Below are 18863 nucleotides of genomic sequence, written 5' to 3' on the forward strand. Positions count from 1 at the left end.
GGCACAGCCACCGCAGGGGCACCACGCCGCTACTACTCGACGGTGACCGACTTCGCCAGGTTGCGCGGCTGGTCGACCTCGTGGCCCTTGGCCGTGGCCAGCTCGCAGGCGAAGACCTGGAGCGGCACGGTGGAGACCAGCGGCTGCAGCAGGGTCGGGGTCGCCGGGATGCGGATCAGGTGGTCCGCGTACGGCACGACCGCCTCGTCGCCCTCCTCGGCGATCACGATGGTGCGTGCGCCGCGGGCCCGGATCTCCTGGATGTTGGAGACGATCTTGTCGTGCAGGATCGACCGCCCGCGCGGCGAGGGCACGACCACCACGACCGGCAGCCCCTCCTCGATCAGCGCGATCGGGCCGTGCTTGAGCTCGCCCGCCGCGAAGCCCTCGGCGTGCATGTAGGCGAGCTCCTTGAGCTTGAGCGCGCCCTCCAGGGCCACCGGGAAGCCGACGTGGCGGCCGAGGAACAGCACCGAGCGGGCGTCGGCCAGCGAGCGGGCCAGCTCGCGCACCGGTTCCATGGTCTCCAGCACCTGCTCGACCTGCTTCGGCGCGTCGCCGAGCTCGCGGATGATGGTGAAGATCTCGTCGCCCCACTTGGTGCCGCGCACCTGGCCCAGGTAGAGGGCGACCAGGTAGCAGGCGACCAGCTGGGTCAGGAACGCCTTGGTGGACGCGACCGCGACCTCCGGGCCGGCGTGGGTGTACAGCACCGCGTCCGACTCGCGCGGGATGGTGGAGCCGTTGGTGTTGCAGATCGCCAGCACCTTGGCGCCCTGCTCCCGGGCGTGCCGCAGGGCCATCAGGGTGTCCATGGTCTCGCCGGACTGCGAGATGGCGATGACCAGCGTGCCCGGGCCCATGATCGGGTCGCGGTAGCGGAACTCCGAGGCGACCTCGACCTCGCAGGGGATGCGGGTCCAGTGCTCGATCGCGTACTTCGCGATCATGCCCGCGTGGAACGCGGTGCCGCAGGCGACGATGACGACCTTATCGACCGAGCGCAGGTCCGCGTCGGAGATGCGCAGCTCGTCCAGGGTCAGCCGCCCGTCGGCGCCGATCCGGCCCAGCAGGGTGTCGGCGACGGCCTTCGGCTGCTCGGCGATCTCCTTGAGCATGAAGTAGTCGTAGCCGCCCTTCTCGGCGGCGGAGGCGTCCCAGTCCACGTGGTACTCGCGCACCTCGGCCGGGGTGCCGTCGAAGTTGGTCACCGTCACGCCGCCCTCGCGCAGCTCGACGACCTGGTCCTGGCCCAGCTCGATCGCCTCGCGGGTGTGCGCGATGAAGGCGGCGACGTCCGAGGCCAGGAAGTTCTCGCCCTCGCCGCGGCCGACCACCAGCGGCGAGTTGCGGCGGGCGCCGACGACCACGCCGGGCGCGTCCGCGTGCACGGCGACCAGGGTGAAGGCGCCGTCCAGGCGGCGGCAGACCACCCGCATGGCCTCGGCGAGGTCGCCCTCGTACGCCTCGCCCAGCAGGTGGGCGACGACCTCGGTGTCGGTCTCGGACCGGAGGGTGTGGCCGCGCTCGGCGATCTCGGCGCGCAGCTGGGCGAAGTTCTCGATGATGCCGTTGTGGACCACGGCCACCCGGTTGTCGTCGTCCAGGTGGGGGTGGGCGTTGGCGTCCGTCGGACCGCCGTGGGTGGCCCAGCGGGTGTGGCCGATGCCGGTGGTGCCGCCGGGCAGAGGGGATTCGGCGAGCGACTTCTCGAGGTTGGCGAGCTTCCCGGCCCGCTTGTCCGTGACCAGACCCCACTGCCCCTGGGAGTCCTGCGCCTGCACCGCGACACCGGCCGAGTCGTAGCCCCGGTACTCCAGTCGCTGCAGGCCCGCGATTACTACGTCGAGGGCGGACTGCGCGCCCACGTATCCAACAATTCCGCACATGCGTGCCAGCATAAGGGCGGTTCTGTGGCCGTTTTCCCGCCTCGGACCAACCCTGCGTGACCGACACCACAGCCACCGTGAACACCGCTACGGCTCACAATGGAGCATGTGCTGACCGAACTCTGTACGCGGGGCGCCGCCACGCCCGGCCCGTCGCCGTCCCCTTACGTGGACCTCAGCCGGGCCGAGTGGAGCGCGCTGCGCGAGCGTACGCCACTGCCGCTGACCGCCGAGGAGGTGGAGCAGCTACGCGGCCTCGGCACGGCGCTCGACCTGGACGAGGTCCGCGACGTCTACCTGCCGCTGTCCCGGCTGCTCAACCTGTACATCCACGCCACGCACGAGCTGCGCGGCACCCTGGGCACGTTCCTGGACACCCCGGACACCGAGCGCACCCGCACCCCGTTCATCATCGGCGTGGCGGGCTCGGTCGCGGTCGGCAAGTCCACCACGGCCCGTCTGCTGCAGGCGCTGCTGGCCCGCTGGCCCGAGCACCCCCGGGTCGAGCTGGTCACCACCGACGGCTTCCTGCTGCCCAACGCCGAGCTGCGCCGCCGCGGCCTGATGGCCCGCAAGGGGTTCCCCGAGTCGTACGACCGCCGGGCTCTGATGCGCTTCGTCGCGGACGTGAAGGCAGGCAAGGACCGGGTCACGGCGCCGGTGTACTCCCACCTGGTGTACGACATCGTGCCGGACCAGCGGCTGACCGTGGAGCGCCCGGACATCCTGATCGTCGAGGGCCTGAACGTGCTCCAGCCGGCCCTGCCCGGCACCGACGGCCGCACCCGCCTCGCGGTGGCCGACTACTTCGACTTCTCGATCTACGTCGACGCCCGTACCGACGACATCGAGCACTGGTACCTGGACCGATTCCGCAAGCTGCGGCAGACCGCCTTCCAGGACCCGAACTCCTACTTCCGCCGCTTCACCGAGGTGCCGGAGGAGGAGGCGATGGAGTACGGCCGCCAGGTCTGGCGCACCATCAACAAGCCCAACCTGCTGGAGAACGTGCTGCCGACCCGCGGCCGGGCCACCCTGATCCTGCAGAAGGGCCCGGACCACAAGGTCCGCCGGGCGCTGCTGCGCAAGCTCTAGCCAGCCCCCGCGAAGCCCGGGAAGGCCCCCGGAGGCCCCCTGGAGCCCTGGAAACGCCCGCAGGCCCCCACTGTCTCCAGTGGGGGCCTGCGCCGTACGAGGGGGCCGTCAGCCCAGGTGGGTGCGCACCGCCTCGGCCAGCCGCTGCCCAACCGCCTCGGCCTGCGCCGGGTCGGCGGCCTCGACCATGACCCGGACCAGCGGCTCGGTGCCGGACGGGCGCAGCAGCACCCGGCCGGTGGAGCCCAGCTCGGCCTCGGCCGCGGCGACCGCCTCGGCCAGCTCGACGCTGGTCTTCACCCGGCTCTTGTCGACGCCCTTGACGTTGATCAGCACCTGCGGCAGCCGGGTCATCACGGCGGCCAGGTCGGCCAGCGGCTGCTTGGTGGCGGCCAGTCGGGCGCCCAGCATCAGGCCGGTCAGGGTGCCGTCGCCGGTGGTGGCGTGGTCCAGCAGGATGACGTGGCCGGACTGCTCGCCGCCCAGCGCGAAGCCCTGCTCCTTCATCGCCTCCAGCACGTAGCGGTCGCCCACGGCGGTCTCCACCAGGTCGATGCCCTCGCGCTCCATCGCCAGCTTGAAGCCGAGGTTGGACATCACGGTGGCCACCGCGGTGTTGCGGCGCAGGGTGCCGGCCTCCTTCATGGCGACGGCGAGGATGGCGATGATCTGGTCGCCGTCCACCTCCTCGCCCTCGGCGTCGGCGGCCAGGCAGCGGTCGGCGTCGCCGTCCAGGGCGATGCCGAGGTCGGCGCGGTGCTCCTTCATCGCGACGCGCAGCCGGTCCAGGTGGGTGGAGCCGACGCCGTCGTTGATGTTGAGGCCGGTGGGCTCGGCCCCCAGGGTGTGGACGACCTCGGCGCCGGCCCGGGCGAAGGCCTCGGGGGCGACGTACGCGGCGGCGCCGTGGGCGCCGTCGATGACGACCTTGATGCCGTCCAGGCGGTTGGGCAGCACGCCGATCAGGTGGGCGACGTACTTGTCGAAGCCCTCGGTGTACTCGCGCACCCGGCCGACGGCCGCGCCGGTGGGACGGTTCCAGTCCTCGCCGCCGACGGTGTGCTTGCGGTAGTGCGCCTCGATCGCGTCCTCGATCCGGTCGTCCAGCTTGTGGCCGCCGCGGGCGAGGAACTTGATGCCGTTGTCCGGCATGGCGTTGTGGCTGGCGGACAGCATCACGCCGATGTCGGCGCCGAGCGCGCCGGTGAGGTACGCCACGGCCGGGGTGGGCAGGACACCGACCCGCAGGACGTCGACCCCGGAGCTGGCCAGCCCGGCGATGACCGCGGCCTCCAGGAACTCGCCCGAGGCACGCGGGTCACGGCCGACCACCGCGACCGGCCGGTGCCCGTCGAAGGCGCCGGCCTCGCCGAGCACATGGGCGGCCGCGACCGACAGGCCGAGCGCCAGCTCCGCCGTCAGGCCCTCGTTCGCCACCCCGCGTACGCCGTCCGTACCGAAGAGTCGTCCCACTGTCCCGTCCTCCATCACCATGCTCGGAACCCACCGATGATCCCGGCCGCCGCACGTTAGCCGGGGAACACGTCGCCCCGGAGTACACGAGGTACTCCGGGGCGACGGTTTGCGCAACCAGGGGGTGCGCCGCCAGGGCGGAACGCACCCCCGGGGACGCGATTAGCGCTTGCTGTACTGCGGCGCCTTGCGGGCCTTCTTCAGACCGGCCTTCTTGCGCTCGACGGCGCGGGCGTCACGGGTCAGGAAGCCGGCCTTCTTGAGGGCGCCGCGGTTGTTGTCCACGTCGGCCTCGTTCAGGGCACGGGCCACGCCGAGGCGCAGCGCGTAGGCCTGGCCGGAGACGCCGCCACCGCTGATGCGGGCGACGACGTCGTAACGGCCGTCCAGCTCCAGGAGCTTGAAGGGCTCGTTCACGGTCTGCTGGTGCACCTTGTTGGGGAAGTAGTCCTCAAGGGTGCGACCGTTGATCTTCCACACGCCCGTGCCGGGGACGATGCGCACGCGGGCGATCGCCTCCTTGCGACGGCCGAGGCCGGCGCCGGGGACGGCCTCGCCGAAGCGGCCGGCCAGGGACTCGGAGGTGTAGGTCTCCTCGGAGGTGTACTCGCCCTCGACGGCCTCAACGGCCTCGTCGAAGTCGACCTCAAGGGTTTCAGTGGTCTCGGCCACGGTGTTCCTCAGCTCTTTTCAGTGATGGGGGGCTTGGTGGCCGGAATTACTGCGCGACCTGGGTGATCTCGAACGGCACCGGCTGCTGGGCAGCGTGGGGGTGCTGGTCGCCCGAGTAGACCTTCAGCTTCGAGAGCATCTGACGGCCCAGGCTGTTCTTCGGGATCATGCCCTTGATGGCCTTCTCGACGGCCTTCTCGGGGTTGTTCGCCAGCAGGTCGTCGTAGCGCACCGAGCGCAGACCGCCCGGGAAGCCCGAGTGGCGGTAGGCCAGCTTCTGGGTCTTCTTGTTACCGGACAGGTGCACCTTGTCGGCGTTGATGATGATGACGAAGTCACCAGTGTCAACGTGCGGCGCGTAGATCGCCTTGTGCTTGCCCCGGAGGAGGTTGGCGGCCTGGGAAGCCAGGCGGCCGAGCACGACGTCGGTCGCGTCGATGACGTGCCACTGACGCTGGACGTCGCCGGGCTTGGGGCTGTACGTACGCACGGTCGTAGCCTTCGCTTTTCAGTGAGTGAGTCCTGACAGGAGCACCCGGACGGAAGAGCAGCCTGGCCAACCTTGGACGCAATTCAAGGGGGACCGCTGGTCGTCGACCTGATGTCTCCGGCGTACCGACCTCTCACGTGAGATAGAGCGAGCCAATACGCACATCAAGCGTCCAGGTTACCGGGCGGGCGGGGAGGGGTCAAAAATCCCCTCCGCCCACCGGGCCGTCACTCAGCGTTCGCGCTCCACCCGGGTGACGTCCCAGACCGGCTCGGGCGACTCGTACACCCGGCCGTCGGCCCCGAAGACCAGGTAGCGGTCGAAGGTCCTGGCGAACCAGCGGTCGTGGGTGACGCACAGCACCGTGCCGTCGAAGGCCTCCAGCCCGGCCTGCAGCGCCTCGGCGCTCTCCAGGTCCAGGTTGTCGGTCGGCTCGTCGAGCAACAGGGCCGTCACACCGGAGAGTTCGAGCTTGAGGATCATCAGCCGGGCCTGCTGGCCGCCGGACAGCGACTCGAACTTCTGCTCCTCCTGGCGGTCCAGCTCGTACCGGCGCAGCGCGCCCATCGCGGCGCCGCGGCTGAGCGCGTGCTCCTCCTCGACGATCGAGCGGACGGTACGCCCGAACAGCTCCGGATGGGCGTGCGTCTGCCGGAAGTGGCCCGGGACGACCCGGGCGCCGAGCTTCCACGCCCCCGTGTGCTCGACCGTCTCGTCGCCGGCCAGCAGCCGCAGGAGGTGCGACTTGCCCGCCCCGTTGGCGCCGAGCACCCCGACCCGCTCGCCGTAGAAGACCTCCAGGTCGAAGGGCTGCATCAGACCGGTGAGCTCCAGCTGCTCCATGGTGAAAGAGCGCATGCCGGTACGCCCGCCCTTGAGCCGCATGGTGATGCTCTGCTCGCGCGGGGGCTCCTCCGGGCGGCCGGCCTCCTCGAACTTCTTCAGCCGGGTCTGGGCGGCGGCGTAGCGGGTGGCGAGCGCGTGGCTGACGGAGGCCGCCTGGCGCAGGGTGACGACCAGCTTCTTGAGCTTGGCGTGCTCCTCGTCCCAGCGTCGGCCCAGCTCCTCGAAGCGCGCGAAGCGGTCCTTGCGGGCCTCGTGGAACGAGTCGAAGCCGCCGCCGTGCACCCAGACGCTGCTGCCGGCGGCGCCGGACTCGACCGCGATGATCTTGTCGGCGGTCTTGGAGAGCAACTCGCGGTCGTGCGAGATGTACAGCACGGTCTTCGAGGTGGCCCGGATGGCCTCCTCCAGCCAGCGCTTGCCCGGGACGTCCAGGTAGTTGTCCGGCTCGTCGAGGAGGAGCACTTCCTCCGGGCCACGCAGCAGCGCCTCCAGGACGAGCCGCTTCTGCTCGCCGCCGGAGAGGGTGTTCAGGCCGCGCCACTGGGCCTTGTCGAAGGACACGCCGAGGGCCGCCATGGTGCAGACGTCCCAGTCGGTCTCGTAGTCGTAGCCGCCGACGTCGGCCCAGTCGGAGAGCGCCTGGGCGTAGGCCATCTGGGTCTTCTCGTCATCCTGGGCGATCATCGCGAGCTCGGCGGCGTCCACCGCACGGGCGGCGGTGGCGATCCGCCCGGGGGCGACGGACACCAGCAGGTCGCGGACGGAGGCGTCGGCCGGCAGCGCGCCCGGGGTCGCCGACTGGTCCTCGCGGCCGGTGGTGCCGACGAACTGGCGCATCACGCCGAGCCCGCCGCTGATCGTCACCGAGCCGCCGTGCGGCTGGAGGTCGCCCGCGATCATGCGCAGCAGCGTCGTCTTGCCGGCGCCGTTGGCCCCGACGAGGGCGACCGCGGCGCCCTCGCCGACCCGGAAGGACGCGTCGTCGAACAGCACCCGCCCGTCCGGCAGGTAGTACTCAAGGTGCGAAATCTCGACGTGTCCCATGGGAGCGATTGTCCCAAGCCGACGCCTCCGGCCAAAACGGATTACCCGACAGCCTGCTGCCCGGGCAGCGTGCGCATCCGCCGGGCCTGGCGGTTGCGCTCGGCGAGCTGGTCGTCGGCCGGGTAGCCGACCTCCTCCAGCGTGAGCCCGTACGGCCGGATCACGTTGACCGCCGAGTTGCGGACCCCGCCGGCCAGCACCTCGCCGGGGAACTCCACCGGCCGGTGCCCGTCGCCGACCAGCAGCATCGCGCCGACCAGCGCCCGGACCATGTTGTGGCAGAAGGCGTCGGCCCGGACGGTGGCGACCGCCAGCGAGCCCTCCTGGGCCGCGTAGGTGTCCACCGGGACGCGGTCCCAGTGCAGCTCCAGCAGGGTGCGGATGGTGGTGGCGCCCTCGCGCTTCTTGCAGTACGCGGCGAAGTCGTGCTCGCCGACCAGCAGCTTCGCGGCCGCGTTCATCCTGTCCAGGTCCAGCGGCCGGTCGTGCCAGAGCACGTGCCCGCGCAGCAGCGGGTCGACCCCGCCGGGGTGGTCGGCGACCCGGTACGCGTACCGGCGCCAGATCGCCGAGAAGCGCGCGTCGAACCCGGCCGGCGCCTCGCCGACCCGGTAGATCCGGACGTCCCCGGGCAGTCGCCCGGCCAGCCGGCGCAGCAGCTTCTCCCGGTGCGCCTCCCACAGCTCCGCCGGGAGGTCCACGTGGGCGACCTGGCCGCGGGCGTGCACCCCGGCGTCGGTGCGGCCGGCCACGGTGAGCGGGAAGAGCTCCTGGCTGCGGGTGACGACCTGCAGCGCGCTCTCGATCTCCTCCTGGACCGTCCGGCGACCGCCCTTCTGGCGGGCCCAGCCGGAGAACTCGGCGCCGTGGTAGGCGAGGTCGAGCCGGACCCGGACGTACCCGTCGGCCGGACCGTCCTTCACCGGCGGCTGCTCGGCGCAATCACTGACCACTGCTTCTCTTCTCCCAGGGACCTCGCGGACAAGGAACGGGCCCGCTCCCCCATCGCTGGGAAAGCGGGCCCGCGGCAACACCTAGAGGCGTCAGGCCTGCTCGGCCTCGGCGGCCTCGTCAGCCTTGGTCTCCTCGACCTTGGCCTCCTCGGCCTCCTTGACGGCGCGCTTGGTGGCGGCCTCGGCCTCGCCGACGGCGGTCTGGGCGACGGTCAGCGCCTCGACCAGCTCGATCACGGCCATCGGGGCGTTGTCGCCACGACGGGGACCGATCTTGGTGATGCGGGTGTAGCCACCCGGGCGGTTCTCGTAGCGCGGCGCGATCTCGGTGAAGAGGGTGTGCAGCACGGCGATGTCGGTGATCGTCTTGCGCACCAGGCGACGGTTGTGGATGTCGCCCTTCTTCGCCTTGGTGATCAGCTTCTCCGCCAGCGGGCGCATCCGACGGGCCTTGGCCTCGGTCGTGGTGATGCGGCCGTACTGGAACAGCTCCCGGCACAGACCGGCGAGCAGCAGCGGCTCGTGGTGCGGGCCGCCGCCGAGGCGGGCACCCTTGGTGGGACGCGGCATGGAATTACTCCTTGTATCTCCGACTGCGGCCGTACCAGGTACCGCAGCGGGCGTACGGGCACTGTGCCCGTACGGCTTTCATGACGACGGGGGCGGCTCCGTGGAACCGCCCCCGCGGCCAAATCTCTTAGTACTGCTCGGTCTCGGCGAAGTGCGAGTCGTCGAGGTCGTCGGCGCCGAAGGCGTCGGCGGCAGCGGTCGGGTCGAACCCGGGCGGGCTGTCCTTGAGGGCCAGGCCCATGCCGGCCAGCTTCGCCTTGACCTCGTCGATCGACTTCGCACCAAAGTTGCGGATGTCGAGCAGGTCGGCCTCGGAGCGGGCGACGAGCTCACCCACGGTGTGGATGCCCTCGCGCTTGAGGCAGTTGTAGGAGCGGACGGTGAGCTCCAGCTCCTCGATCGGCAGCGCCAGGTCGGCGGCCAGGGCGGCGTCCGTCGGGGACGGGCCCATGTCGATGCCCTCGGCGTCGATGTTCAGCTCGCGGGCGAGGCCGAACAGCTCCACCAGGGTCTTGCCGGCCGAGGCCATGGCGTCGCGCGGACGCATGGCGGGCTTGGTCTCGACGTCGACGATCAGCTTGTCGAAGTCGGTCCGCTGCTCGACACGGGTGGCCTCGACCTTGTAGGTGACCTTCAGCACCGGGCTGTAGATCGAGTCGACCGGGATGCGGCCGATCTCCTGGCCGGACGCCTTGTTCTGGACGGCGGAGACGTAGCCGCGACCGCGCTCGACGGTCAGCTCCATCTCCAGCTTGCCCTTGCCGTTCAGCGTGGCGAGGACCAGCTCGGGGTTGTGCACCTCGACACCCGCCGGCGGGGCGATGTCGGCGGCGGTGACGACACCCGGGCCCTGCTTGCGCAGGTACATCACGACCGGCTCGTCGTGCTCCGAGGAGACGACCAGCTGCTTGATGTTGAGGATGAGGTCGGTCACGTCCTCCTTGACGCCCGGCACGGTGGTGAACTCGTGCAGGACGCCGTCGATGCGGATGCTGGTGACAGCGGCACCCGGGATCGACGACAGGAGCGTGCGGCGCAGGGAGTTGCCGAGGGTGTAGCCGAAGCCCGGCTCCAGCGGCTCGATCACGAACCGCGAGCGGAACTCGTCGACGACCTCTTCGGTCAGCGAAGGACGCTGAGCGATAAGCATGGGGAGGTTCCTCCAGTTGTCTTCGGCACCCACTATTTGATGCCGACAGGACCAAGAGTACGGGCTCCTGCGCGCTGTGTTGAATCAACGGCGTAGGAGCCCGTACCAGGTTTAAAGCAGAGACTGCGAGCCCGAAGGCGCTGCGTCAGACGCGGCGGCGCTTCGGCGGACGGCAGCCGTTGTGCGGGGTGGGGGTGACGTCCTGGATCGAGCCGACCTCCAGGCCGGTGGCCTGGAGCGAACGGATCGCGGTCTCGCGGCCGGAGCCCGGACCCTTCACGAAGACGTCAACCTTGCGCATGCCGTGCTCCTGCGCGCGACGGGCAGCGGCCTCGGCGGCCATCTGCGCGGCGAACGGGGTGGACTTGCGCGAGCCCTTGAAGCCGACGTGGCCGGCGGAGGCCCAGGAGATCACGTTGCCCGCGGGGTCGGTGATCGAAACGATGGTGTTGTTGAACGTGCTCTTGATGTGCGCGTGGCCGTGAGCGACGTTCTTCTTTTCCTTGCGGCGGATCTTCTTCGCGCCGGCAGCCTGACGACCCTTGGGGGGCATAAGTCTGTTCTCCTACTGAGGTGGTCGGTCCGCTGACCCGCGGGCCGGAGGGATGTCCGGTTACGGGACGGACTACTTCTTGCCCGGCTTCTTCTTACCGGCGATCGCGCGACGCGGGCCCTTGCGGGTACGCGCGTTGGTGTGGGTGCGCTGGCCGCGGACCGGCAGGCCACGGCGGTGACGCAGACCCTCGTAGCAGCCGATCTCGACCTTGCGGCGGATGTCGGCGGCCACCTCGCGGCGGAGGTCACCCTCGACCGTGAAGTTGGCGTCGATGTACTGGCTCAGCTTGACCAGGTCGTCCTCGGTGATGTCGCGAACGCGGACATCCGGGTTGACGCCGGTCTCGGCGAGGGTCTGCTGGGCGCGGGTACGGCCGATGCCGTACACGTAGGTGAGGGCGATCTCGATCCGCTTCTCACGGGGGAGATCAACGCCGGCGAGGCGTGCCATTCAAGGCTCCTGTGGTTCTTCAGAGGTCTTGCGTGCTACCTACTCCGACACCTCACGGTGAGGGAGCCCCGGCCTCTGACCGGGGGCGGCAGTCCGCCTGTTCCAGGACGGATCGGGTAGCCCGCTTATGACGTTTTCGCGTCGCGCGAAGTACTACGAGAAATGCTGGGGAGAGATCAGCCCTGGCGCTGCTTGTGGCGCAGGTTGTCGCAGATCACCATGACCCGGCCGTGACGGCGGATCACCTTGCACTTGTCGCAGATCTTCTTGACGCTCGGCTTGACCTTCATGTTCAGGTTCTCCGGGTCTAGATCTGACGTTCTTACTTGTAGCGGTAGACGATCCGGCCGCGCGTGAGGTCGTAGGGGCTGAGCTCCACGACGACCCGGTCGTCCGGCAGGATGCGGATGTAGTGCATGCGCATCTTGCCACTGATGTGCGCGAGGACCTTGTGACCGTTCTGCAGCTCGACCTTGAACATCGCGTTCGGAAGAGACTCGATCACGGTGCCCTCGATCTCAATGGCGCCTTGCTTCTTAGCCATGAACTGCGAGATCCACCTTCCGGGACCGGCTACCGTATGCGGAACGCTCGTGCGAACCTGGGTTCACCCCAGCCCCGAAGGGAAGAGGGCGTGCTGAAGCACGCTACGAGTGAGCCGACGGTCCATCCTACGCCAGCGCGTCCGATGGGCCAAAACCGGGACCCGGAAGGCGGTACACGTCACACCCGTGCCTCAGAGCCCGGAGGGGACCGTCAGCGGCTCCACGTGGGCGGTGCAGGCCGAGCAGCGGCGGGCGGCCTCGGGGATCTCGGTCAGGCATTCGGGGCAGGGGCGCTTCGGGGCCTTCGGCTTCTTCGGCAGGTAGCGCGCGGTGGCCTTGGTGATCGGCAGCACGATGCAGAAGTACAGCACCGCGGCGGTCATGAAGAACGCGATCAGCACGTTCAGGAACTGGCCGTACGGGAAGGTGACCCCGGCGACCGTCGCCTTGTACGAGCTGAAGTCGCCGGCCGCGCCGACCACCACACCGACGAGCGGGGTGAGGAAGGCCGACACGAAGCCGGTCACCACGGCGGTGAACGCGGCGCCGATGACCACACCGACCGCCATGTCGACGACGTTGCCGCGCATCATGAAGTCGCGGAATCCCTTGAGCACGTGCTCTCTCCTGCATCGATCGAAGGCCAGTCAAGCCGCAGATTGCCACTGCCAGCCGTCAAAAATAGGACAAAAGCCCTGGAGGTCCAAACCTCCAGGGCTCTGATCCCTCGTCAGGGGCGGCAGTCGTGCGCCGCCGCGACTACGCCAGCGGGTCCGGAGCTGCGGTGATGCCCAGCTTGGCGAGTTCGGCCTTGCCGCCGTCGAAGGCGGTCAGCACCAGCGGGCCCTGCTCCGTCACGGCCACCGAGTGCTCCCAGTGCGAGGCCCAGGTGCCGTCGTTCGTGACGACCGTCCACTCGTCGTCCAGCACGGTGGTGTGCGGGGTGCCCAGCGAGACCATCGGCTCGATCGCCAGCACGGTGCCGGGGATCAGCTTCGGGCCCTTGCCGCGGCCGCGCTCGACGTAGTTCAGCACGTGCGGCTCCATGTGCATCGCGGTGCCGATGCCGTGGCCGCCGTAGCCCTCGGTGATGCCCCACTTGCCCTTGGGCGGCAGCGGCTGGCGACGGATGTAGCCCTCGATCGCCTTGGAGACGTCGACCAGGCGGTTGTTCTTCTTCATCTGGGCGATGCCGGCCCACATCGAGCCCTCGGTCACCCGGCTCAGCATCTCGACCTCGGGCCGGACCTCGCCGACCGCGACGGTGATCGCCGAGTCGCCGTGCCAGCCGTCCAGGATGGCGCCGCAGTCGATCGAGATGACGTCGCCCTCCTGCAGTACCCGCTCACCCGGGATGCCGTGCACGACCTCGTTGTTCACCGAGGCGCAGATCACGCCGGGGAACCACAGACCGCCGTGGTGGGCGCGGAAGTTCGAGGTGGCGCCGTGGCCGGTGATGACCTTGTCGGCGATGTCGTTGAGCTCCTGGGTGGTCACCCCGGGAGCGACCGCCTCGCGACAGGCCTTGAGCGCCTCGGCGACGACCAGCCCGGCCGCTCGCATCTTCGCGATCTGCTCGGGGGTCTTGATCTCCACCATCAGGTCACGCCTTCCAAGTCCGGATTACCACTGCCTACCACCGTACGACGCCGAAACGGCCGGGCCGCCCGCTCCACGGGCGACCCGGCCGTACACGCGTACCTCGCTGAGGGAACTCAGCCGTTCTGCTTCAGCGCCTCGATCGCGCGCTGGGTGACCTCGTCCACCTTGCCGAGGGCCGAGATCGTCGCCACCAGGCCCTGCTGGACGTAGTAGTCGATGATCGGCTCGGTCTCCGTGTGGTAGACCTCCAGGCGCGTGCGCACCTTGTCCTCGGTGTCGTCCGAGCGCTGGTACAGCTCGCCGCCGCACTCGTCGCAGACGCCTTCGACCTTCGGCGGGTTGTAGTCCACGTGGAAGACGTGGCCACCGTCGTTGCGGCACAGGCGGCGGCCGGCGATCCGGCGGACGACCTCGTCCTCGGGGACCTCCAGGTCCAGCACGCCGTCCAGCTCTATGCCCTGCTCGGCGAGGAACTCGTCCAGCGCCTTGGCCTGGCCCAGGTTGCGGGGGAAGCCGTCGAGCAGGAAGCCGTTGGCCGCGTCGGCCTGGAGCATGCGGTCCTTGGCCATCCCGATGGTGACCTCATCCGGCACCAGGCGACCCGCGTCCATGTAGCTCTTGGCCTCGAGCCCCAGTGGGGTGCCCTGGCCGATGTTGGCGCGGAACAGGTCGCCGGTGGAGATGTGGGGGATGGACAGGGTCTTGGCGAGCAAGTGCGCCTGAGTACCCTTCCCGGCCCCGGGAGGACCAACGAGGACGATACGCATCAGCGGAGGAACCCTTCGTAATTGCGCTGCTGGAGCTGGCTCTCGATCTGCTTCACAGTTTCGAGTCCGACGCCGACGACGATGAGAACGCTGGTGCCGCCGAACGGGAAGTTGGTCTGCTGTCCGAAGGCGACCAGGGCGATCATCGGGATCAACGCGATCAGGCCCAGGTAGAGCGAACCCGGCCACGTGATTCGGGTCAGCACGTAGTTCAGGTACTCGGCCGTCGGCCGGCCGGCCCGGATGCCCGGGATGAAGCCACCATACTTCTTCATATTGTCGGCAACTTCTTCGGGGTTGAAGGAGATCGCGACGTAGAAGAAGGCGAAGAAGACGATCAGCAGGAAGTAGGTGGCCATGTAGATCGGGTGGTCACCCTTGACGAAGTTCTGCTTGATCCACACCGCCCAGCCGGCCTGGCTGTTGGTCAGCTGAACGACCAGAGCCGGGATGTACAGCAGCGACGAGGCGAAGATGACCGGGATGACACCGGCCTGGTTCACCTTGAGCGGGATGTAGGTCGAGGTGCCGCCGAACGCCCGGCGGCCGATCATCCGCTTCGCGTACTGGACCGGGATCCGACGCTGGGCCTGCTCGACGAAGATGACCAGCATCACAACGATGACGCCGACCGCGATGACGGAGAGGAACTCGACCCAGCCGCCGCCGATGGTGCCGGACTGCTTGATCGCCCACATGTTGGTCGGGAACTGCGCGGCGATCGAGGTGAAGATCAGCAGCGACATGCCGTTGCCGATACCGCGGTCGGTGATCAGCTCGCCCAGCCACATGATGACGGTGGTGCCGGCGGTCATCGTGATGACCATGACGGCGATCCGGAACACCGAGGTGTCCGGCACGATCTGGTTGGCCAGCGGGCAGCCCGAGAACAGCGCGCCGCTGGAGGCCGTCGCCACGATGCCGGTGCCCTGGAGCACGGCGAGCGCGATGGTCAGGTAGCGGGTGTACTGGGTGATCTTCGCCTGGCCGGCCTGACCCTCCTTCTTCAGCATCTCCAGTCGCGGGATCACGACGGTGAGGAGCTGGAGGATGATGCTCGCCGTGATGTACGGCATGATGCCGAGGGCGAAGATCGTCAGCTGGAGGAGCGCGCCACCGCTGAACAGGTTGACGAGCCCGAAGAGGCCGTTGTTCTTGGTCTCCTTCACGCACTCGTGCACGGCCGTGAAGTTCACGCCCGGCATCGGAATGTGCGAGCCCAGCCGGAACAGCACCATGATGCCCAGCGTGAACAGCAGCTTCTTGCGCAGGTCGGGCGTCTGGAACGCCCGCGCGAACGCACTGAGCACGGTGCCTCCTGCGCCTCCCGCACGTCGTCGGCGGGAGGGTCGGTCCTGGAATGGGGAGTTTGCGGTTCGGGCTCCCGTACAGACGGCATAGGCGAGCCTACGCGCAGCCTACAAGGGAACTCCACGGACTCTAACAGTGCGCGGCCGCTCGAAAGAAGCGCGTACGGCCGCTCCCCCACTCACGGGGTACGGGATGCCCGGGTTTGCCACACAAAAGAACGAGCGCATTACCGGGCCGGAGCGGCCAATACGGGAATGGCCCGAAAAAGCGCGAGCCCCGCACTTCCCGGAGGAAGTGCGGGGCTCGAAGCCGGTGGTCAGCGGGCTCAGACGAGCTCGGTGACCGTACCGCCGGCGGCGGTGATCTTCTCGGCGGCCGAGCCGGAGACGGCGTCCACCGTCACCTGCAGGGCGACCGAGATCTCGCCGGTGCCGAGCACCTTGACGAGGGAGTTCTTGCGAACCGCGCCCTTGGCGACCAGGTCCTCGACCGTGACCTCGCCACCCTGCGGGTAGAGCTCGGCCAGCTTGTCGAGGTTGACGACCTGGAACGTGATCTTGAACGGGTTCTTGAAGCCCTTCAGCTTCGGCAGACGCATGTGGAGCGGCATCTGGCCACCCTCGAAGCGCTGCGGAACCTGGTAGCGGGCCTTGGTGCCCTTGGTACCACGACCGGCGGTCTTACCCTTGGAGCCCTCACCACGACCCACGCGGATCTTGTCGGTCTTGGCACCCGGGGCGGGACGCAGGTTGTGGATCTTGATCGGGTTGTCGCCCATGATCAGTCCACCTCCTCAACCGTCACCAGGTGACGGACCGTGTGGGCCATCCCGCGGATCTCGGGACGGTCCTCCTTCACCACGACGTCGTGCATGCGCTTGAGGCCAAGCGAACGCAGGGTGTCACGGTGATTCTGCTTGCTGCCGATGTACGACTTGGTCTGCGTGATCTTCAGGCGAGCCATCAGGCGCTCACCCCTGCAGCACGAGCCCGCAGCAGAGCGGCGGGGGCCACGTCCTCCAGCGGCAGGCCACGACGGGCGGCGATCTCCTCGGGGCGCACGAGGCCCTTCAGAGCGGCCACCGTGGCGTGCACGATGTTGATCGCGTTGTCCGAGCCGAGCGACTTCGACAGGATGTCGTGGATGCCGGCGCACTCCAGGACGGCGCGCACCGGACCACCGGCGATAACACCGGTACCGGGGGCGGCGGGCTTCAGGAGCACGACGCCGGCAGCCTTCTCACCCTGGATCGGGTGCGGGATGGTGCCCTGGATACGGGGGACCTTGAAGAAGTTCTTCTTGGCCTCCTCAACACCCTTGGCGATGGCGGCCGGAACCTCCTTCGCCTTCCCGTAACCGACACCCACGGTGCCGTCACCGTCGCCCACCACGACCAGCGCGGTGAAGCTGAAACGACGACCACCCTTGACAACCTTGGCGACACGGTTGATCGCGACAACGCGCTCGACGTAAGCGGTCTTCTCGACGGCGGGGGCGTTGCCCCGGTCGTCACGCTTACGGTCGCGCCGCTCGCCACCGCCGGTGCCACCGCCGGCGCCGCCACCGCGGCGCTGGGGTCCAGCCATTGGAATTACCTCTCTCGATTACGTCCGTCGACTGAGTCGACGAGCGGCTTAGAAGTCGAGCCCGGCCTCGCGGGCCGCGTCCGCCAGGGCGGCGATGCGGCCGGCGTACCGGTTGCCCGCGCGGTCGAAGACGACCGACTCGATGCCGGCGGCCTTGGCGCGCTCGGCGACCAGGCTCCCGACCTTCTTGGCCAGCTCGGTCTTGTCGCCCTCGGCGCCCTTGATGGACACGTCGAGGGTGGACGCCGACGCCAGGGTGTGACCCTTGGCGTCGTCGATGACCTGGGCGACCATGTGACGGTTCGAGCGCGTCACGACGAGGCGCGGACGCACCTCGGTGCCGACGACGCGCTTGCGAACGCGGATCGCGCGGCGCTTGCGAGCGGCGCTCTTGTAGGCGTTGCCCTTGCCGATCTTGACAGAGACGCTCATCGCTTACTTACCACTCTTTCCGACCTTGCGGCGGATGACCTCGCCCGCGTACTTGACACCCTTGGCCTTGTACGGGTCGGGCTTGCGCAGCTTGCGGATCTTCGCGGCGACCTCGCCGACCTTCTGCTTGTCGATGCCGTCCACGTGGAACTTGGTGGCCGACTCGACGACGAAGGAGATGCCCTCGGGGGCCTCGACCAGGATCGGGTGGCTGTAGCCCAGCTGGAACTCCATGTCGGAGCCCTTCGCCAGAACTCGGTAGCCGACACCGCTGATCTCCAGCGACTTGCGGTAGCCCGCGGTCACGCCGGTGATCATGTTCGCCACCAGCGTGCGGGAAAGACCGTGCAGGGCCTTCGACAGACGCTCGTCGTTGGGGCGGGTGACGAGCAGCGTGCCGTCCTCGCCCTTACCGATCTCGATCGGCGCGGCGACAACGTGGGTGAGGGTGCCCTTCGGGCCCTTCACCGAGACCGCCTGGCCATCGATGGTGACGTCCACGCCAGCGGGGACCTGGATGGGCAGCCGTCCAATGCGCGACATTGCTGTACCTCCGTTTCCCGAATTACCAGACGTAGGCGAGAACTTCTCCGCCTACGCCCTTCTTGGCGGCCTGCTTGTCGGTCAGGAGGCCGGACGACGTGGAGATGATCGCCACGCCCAGGCCGCCGAGAACCTTCGGCAGGTTGGTGGACTTTGCGTAAACGCGCAGACCCGGCTTGCTGATGCGCTTGATGCCGGCGATGGAGCGCTCACGGTTGGGGCCGAACTTGAGCTCGATGGTCAGCTTCTTGCCGACCTCGCCCTCAGCGGGCTCCTCAACCTTGTAGGAGGAGATGTACCCCTCCTGCTGCAGGATCTGGGCGACGTGCGCCTTGATCTTGCTGGCCGGCATCGCCACGGTGTCGTGGTACGCCGAGTTCGCGTTACGCAGACGCGTGAGCATGTCTGCGATGGGGTCGGTCATGGTCATGATGGCCTCAGGCCTCTCTCGCCGTGGTTTCTCCGCGCCAGGTCCCCCCGCCGCACTCCGAGGAGTGCGGCGGGGGCACAGACGCAGGGGACCTGCGGCGTCGTAAGACTGGGTGCGAGCCCTCCGAAGAGGGTCGACGGCAGCTATGGAGCTCCCGCGACAGGGGGCCCGACCTCACTACCCTACGGGATTCCGTACGTAGCCCCAAAAAGGGGCTCTGTGGGGTCGGGCACACCTGCTTCGCTATGGCGTTACCGCGAGGTCCTGGATTACCAGGAGCTCTTGGTCACGCCCGGCAGCTCGCCGCGGTGCGCCATCTCACGAAGGCACACACGGCAGAGGCCGAACTTGCGGTACACCGAGTGCGGACGGCCGCAGCGCTGGCACCGGGTGTAGGCCCGGACGCCGAACTTCGGCTTGCGCTCGGACTTCGCGATGAGGGACTTCTTCGCCATTGGC

Annotated in this window: 24 protein-coding genes; 1 reads left to right on the forward strand and 23 read right to left on the reverse strand. The window is 68.8% G+C overall.

The genetic code is table 11. From position 1 onward, the window contains the following. Nucleotides 1–32: 32 nt before the first annotated feature. A complete protein-coding gene (gene glmS, locus ACFQ87_RS00090; RefSeq protein ID WP_380608244.1) occupies nucleotides 33–1889 on the reverse strand; it encodes a glutamine--fructose-6-phosphate transaminase (isomerizing) in 1857 nt (618 codons plus the stop codon). 99 nt (nucleotides 1890–1988) lie between these two features. Between glmS and coaA the strand changes: the two genes are divergently transcribed. Further along, nucleotides 1989–2984, forward strand: a complete 996-nt coding sequence (gene coaA / locus ACFQ87_RS00095; protein WP_380608246.1) for a type I pantothenate kinase — start codon at nucleotides 1989–1991, stop codon at nucleotides 2982–2984. A gap of 108 nt (nucleotides 2985–3092) precedes the next feature. Here coaA and glmM read toward each other — a convergent pair whose 3' ends face one another. The 22 genes from glmM to ACFQ87_RS00205 all read right to left on the reverse strand — a co-directional run bounded on the left by glmM (nucleotide 3093) and on the right by ACFQ87_RS00205 (nucleotide 18859). Then, a complete protein-coding gene (glmM, locus tag ACFQ87_RS00100) occupies nucleotides 3093–4457 on the reverse strand; it encodes a phosphoglucosamine mutase (RefSeq protein ID WP_380608248.1) in 1365 nt (454 codons plus the stop codon). A gap of 162 nt (nucleotides 4458–4619) precedes the next feature. Continuing rightward, nucleotides 4620–5129: a 30S ribosomal protein S9 gene (gene rpsI / locus ACFQ87_RS00105; protein WP_380608249.1), complete on the reverse strand. Its 510-nt coding sequence runs from the start codon at nucleotides 5127–5129 to the stop codon at nucleotides 4620–4622. A gap of 46 nt (nucleotides 5130–5175) precedes the next feature. Beyond that, nucleotides 5176–5619 (reverse strand): 50S ribosomal protein L13, encoded by a 444-nt coding sequence (rplM, locus tag ACFQ87_RS00110; RefSeq protein WP_030055846.1) that lies wholly within the window; start codon nucleotides 5617–5619, stop codon nucleotides 5176–5178. A 231-nt stretch (nucleotides 5620–5850) separates the two neighbouring features. Further along, on the reverse strand, nucleotides 5851–7509 hold the full coding sequence (locus tag ACFQ87_RS00115; RefSeq protein ID WP_380608250.1) for an ABC-F family ATP-binding cassette domain-containing protein: 1659 nt from the start codon (nucleotides 7507–7509) through the stop codon (nucleotides 5851–5853). A 41-nt stretch (nucleotides 7510–7550) separates the two neighbouring features. Further along, nucleotides 7551–8462: a tRNA pseudouridine(38-40) synthase TruA gene (truA, locus tag ACFQ87_RS00120; RefSeq protein WP_380608251.1), complete on the reverse strand. Its 912-nt coding sequence runs from the start codon at nucleotides 8460–8462 to the stop codon at nucleotides 7551–7553. 90 nt (nucleotides 8463–8552) lie between these two features. Next, nucleotides 8553–9032, reverse strand: coding sequence for a 50S ribosomal protein L17 (gene rplQ, locus ACFQ87_RS00125; protein WP_380608252.1), 480 nt, complete (start codon nucleotides 9030–9032; stop codon nucleotides 8553–8555). A gap of 127 nt (nucleotides 9033–9159) precedes the next feature. Next, complete coding sequence (locus ACFQ87_RS00130; protein ID WP_049649049.1) at nucleotides 9160–10182, reverse strand: DNA-directed RNA polymerase subunit alpha; 1023 nt, start codon at nucleotides 10180–10182, stop codon at nucleotides 9160–9162. Between the two features lie 145 nt (nucleotides 10183–10327). Then, a complete protein-coding gene (gene rpsK / locus ACFQ87_RS00135) occupies nucleotides 10328–10735 on the reverse strand; it encodes a 30S ribosomal protein S11 (RefSeq protein ID WP_030232513.1) in 408 nt (135 codons plus the stop codon). Nucleotides 10736–10807: 72 nt separating this feature from the next. Further along, nucleotides 10808–11188 carry a 30S ribosomal protein S13 gene (gene rpsM / locus ACFQ87_RS00140; RefSeq protein ID WP_380608253.1) on the reverse strand — a complete coding sequence of 127 codons (381 nt, stop codon included), beginning with the start codon at nucleotides 11186–11188 and terminating at the stop codon, nucleotides 10808–10810. A 176-nt stretch (nucleotides 11189–11364) separates the two neighbouring features. After that, a complete protein-coding gene (gene rpmJ / locus ACFQ87_RS00145; RefSeq protein WP_003956441.1) occupies nucleotides 11365–11478 on the reverse strand; it encodes a 50S ribosomal protein L36 in 114 nt (37 codons plus the stop codon). Nucleotides 11479–11510: 32 nt separating this feature from the next. Then, a complete protein-coding gene (infA, locus tag ACFQ87_RS00150; RefSeq protein WP_003956442.1) occupies nucleotides 11511–11732 on the reverse strand; it encodes a translation initiation factor IF-1 in 222 nt (73 codons plus the stop codon). Between the two features lie 192 nt (nucleotides 11733–11924). Beyond that, a complete protein-coding gene (gene mscL, locus ACFQ87_RS00155; RefSeq protein WP_380608254.1) occupies nucleotides 11925–12350 on the reverse strand; it encodes a large conductance mechanosensitive channel protein MscL in 426 nt (141 codons plus the stop codon). 142 nt (nucleotides 12351–12492) lie between these two features. Continuing rightward, entirely contained in the window at nucleotides 12493–13332 is an 840-nt protein-coding gene (gene map, locus ACFQ87_RS00160; protein ID WP_380608255.1) for a type I methionyl aminopeptidase, read from the reverse strand. Between the two features lie 116 nt (nucleotides 13333–13448). Then, the gene (locus tag ACFQ87_RS00165) at nucleotides 13449–14102 is read right to left on the reverse strand and encodes an adenylate kinase (RefSeq protein ID WP_380608256.1); all 654 of its coding nucleotides are present in this window, start codon (nucleotides 14100–14102) and stop codon (nucleotides 13449–13451) included. After that, entirely contained in the window at nucleotides 14102–15412 is a 1311-nt protein-coding gene (secY, locus tag ACFQ87_RS00170) for a preprotein translocase subunit SecY (RefSeq protein ID WP_380608257.1), read from the reverse strand. The genes ACFQ87_RS00165 and secY overlap by 1 nt, the downstream gene beginning before the upstream one ends. A gap of 326 nt (nucleotides 15413–15738) precedes the next feature. Continuing rightward, nucleotides 15739–16191 carry a 50S ribosomal protein L15 gene (rplO, locus tag ACFQ87_RS00175; protein WP_255752515.1) on the reverse strand — a complete coding sequence of 151 codons (453 nt, stop codon included), beginning with the start codon at nucleotides 16189–16191 and terminating at the stop codon, nucleotides 15739–15741. Between the two features lie 2 nt (nucleotides 16192–16193). Then, entirely contained in the window at nucleotides 16194–16376 is a 183-nt protein-coding gene (gene rpmD / locus ACFQ87_RS00180; RefSeq protein WP_030055835.1) for a 50S ribosomal protein L30, read from the reverse strand. Further along, nucleotides 16376–16999 (reverse strand): 30S ribosomal protein S5, encoded by a 624-nt coding sequence (rpsE, locus tag ACFQ87_RS00185; RefSeq protein ID WP_380608258.1) that lies wholly within the window; start codon nucleotides 16997–16999, stop codon nucleotides 16376–16378. The genes rpmD and rpsE overlap by 1 nt, the downstream gene beginning before the upstream one ends. A gap of 48 nt (nucleotides 17000–17047) precedes the next feature. After that, on the reverse strand, nucleotides 17048–17431 hold the full coding sequence (rplR, locus tag ACFQ87_RS00190) for a 50S ribosomal protein L18 (protein ID WP_030280785.1): 384 nt from the start codon (nucleotides 17429–17431) through the stop codon (nucleotides 17048–17050). A 3-nt stretch (nucleotides 17432–17434) separates the two neighbouring features. After that, nucleotides 17435–17974: a 50S ribosomal protein L6 gene (gene rplF / locus ACFQ87_RS00195; protein WP_097237490.1), complete on the reverse strand. Its 540-nt coding sequence runs from the start codon at nucleotides 17972–17974 to the stop codon at nucleotides 17435–17437. A gap of 22 nt (nucleotides 17975–17996) precedes the next feature. Continuing rightward, nucleotides 17997–18404 (reverse strand): 30S ribosomal protein S8, encoded by a 408-nt coding sequence (gene rpsH / locus ACFQ87_RS00200; RefSeq protein ID WP_350503566.1) that lies wholly within the window; start codon nucleotides 18402–18404, stop codon nucleotides 17997–17999. A gap of 269 nt (nucleotides 18405–18673) precedes the next feature. Continuing rightward, nucleotides 18674–18859, reverse strand: coding sequence for a type Z 30S ribosomal protein S14 (locus ACFQ87_RS00205; protein ID WP_030055830.1), 186 nt, complete (start codon nucleotides 18857–18859; stop codon nucleotides 18674–18676). Nucleotides 18860–18863 lie beyond the last annotated feature (4 nt).

It is taken from the genome of Kitasatospora sp. NPDC056531 (assembly GCF_042794375.1).
Lineage (GTDB): Bacteria > Actinomycetota > Actinomycetes > Streptomycetales > Streptomycetaceae > Kitasatospora.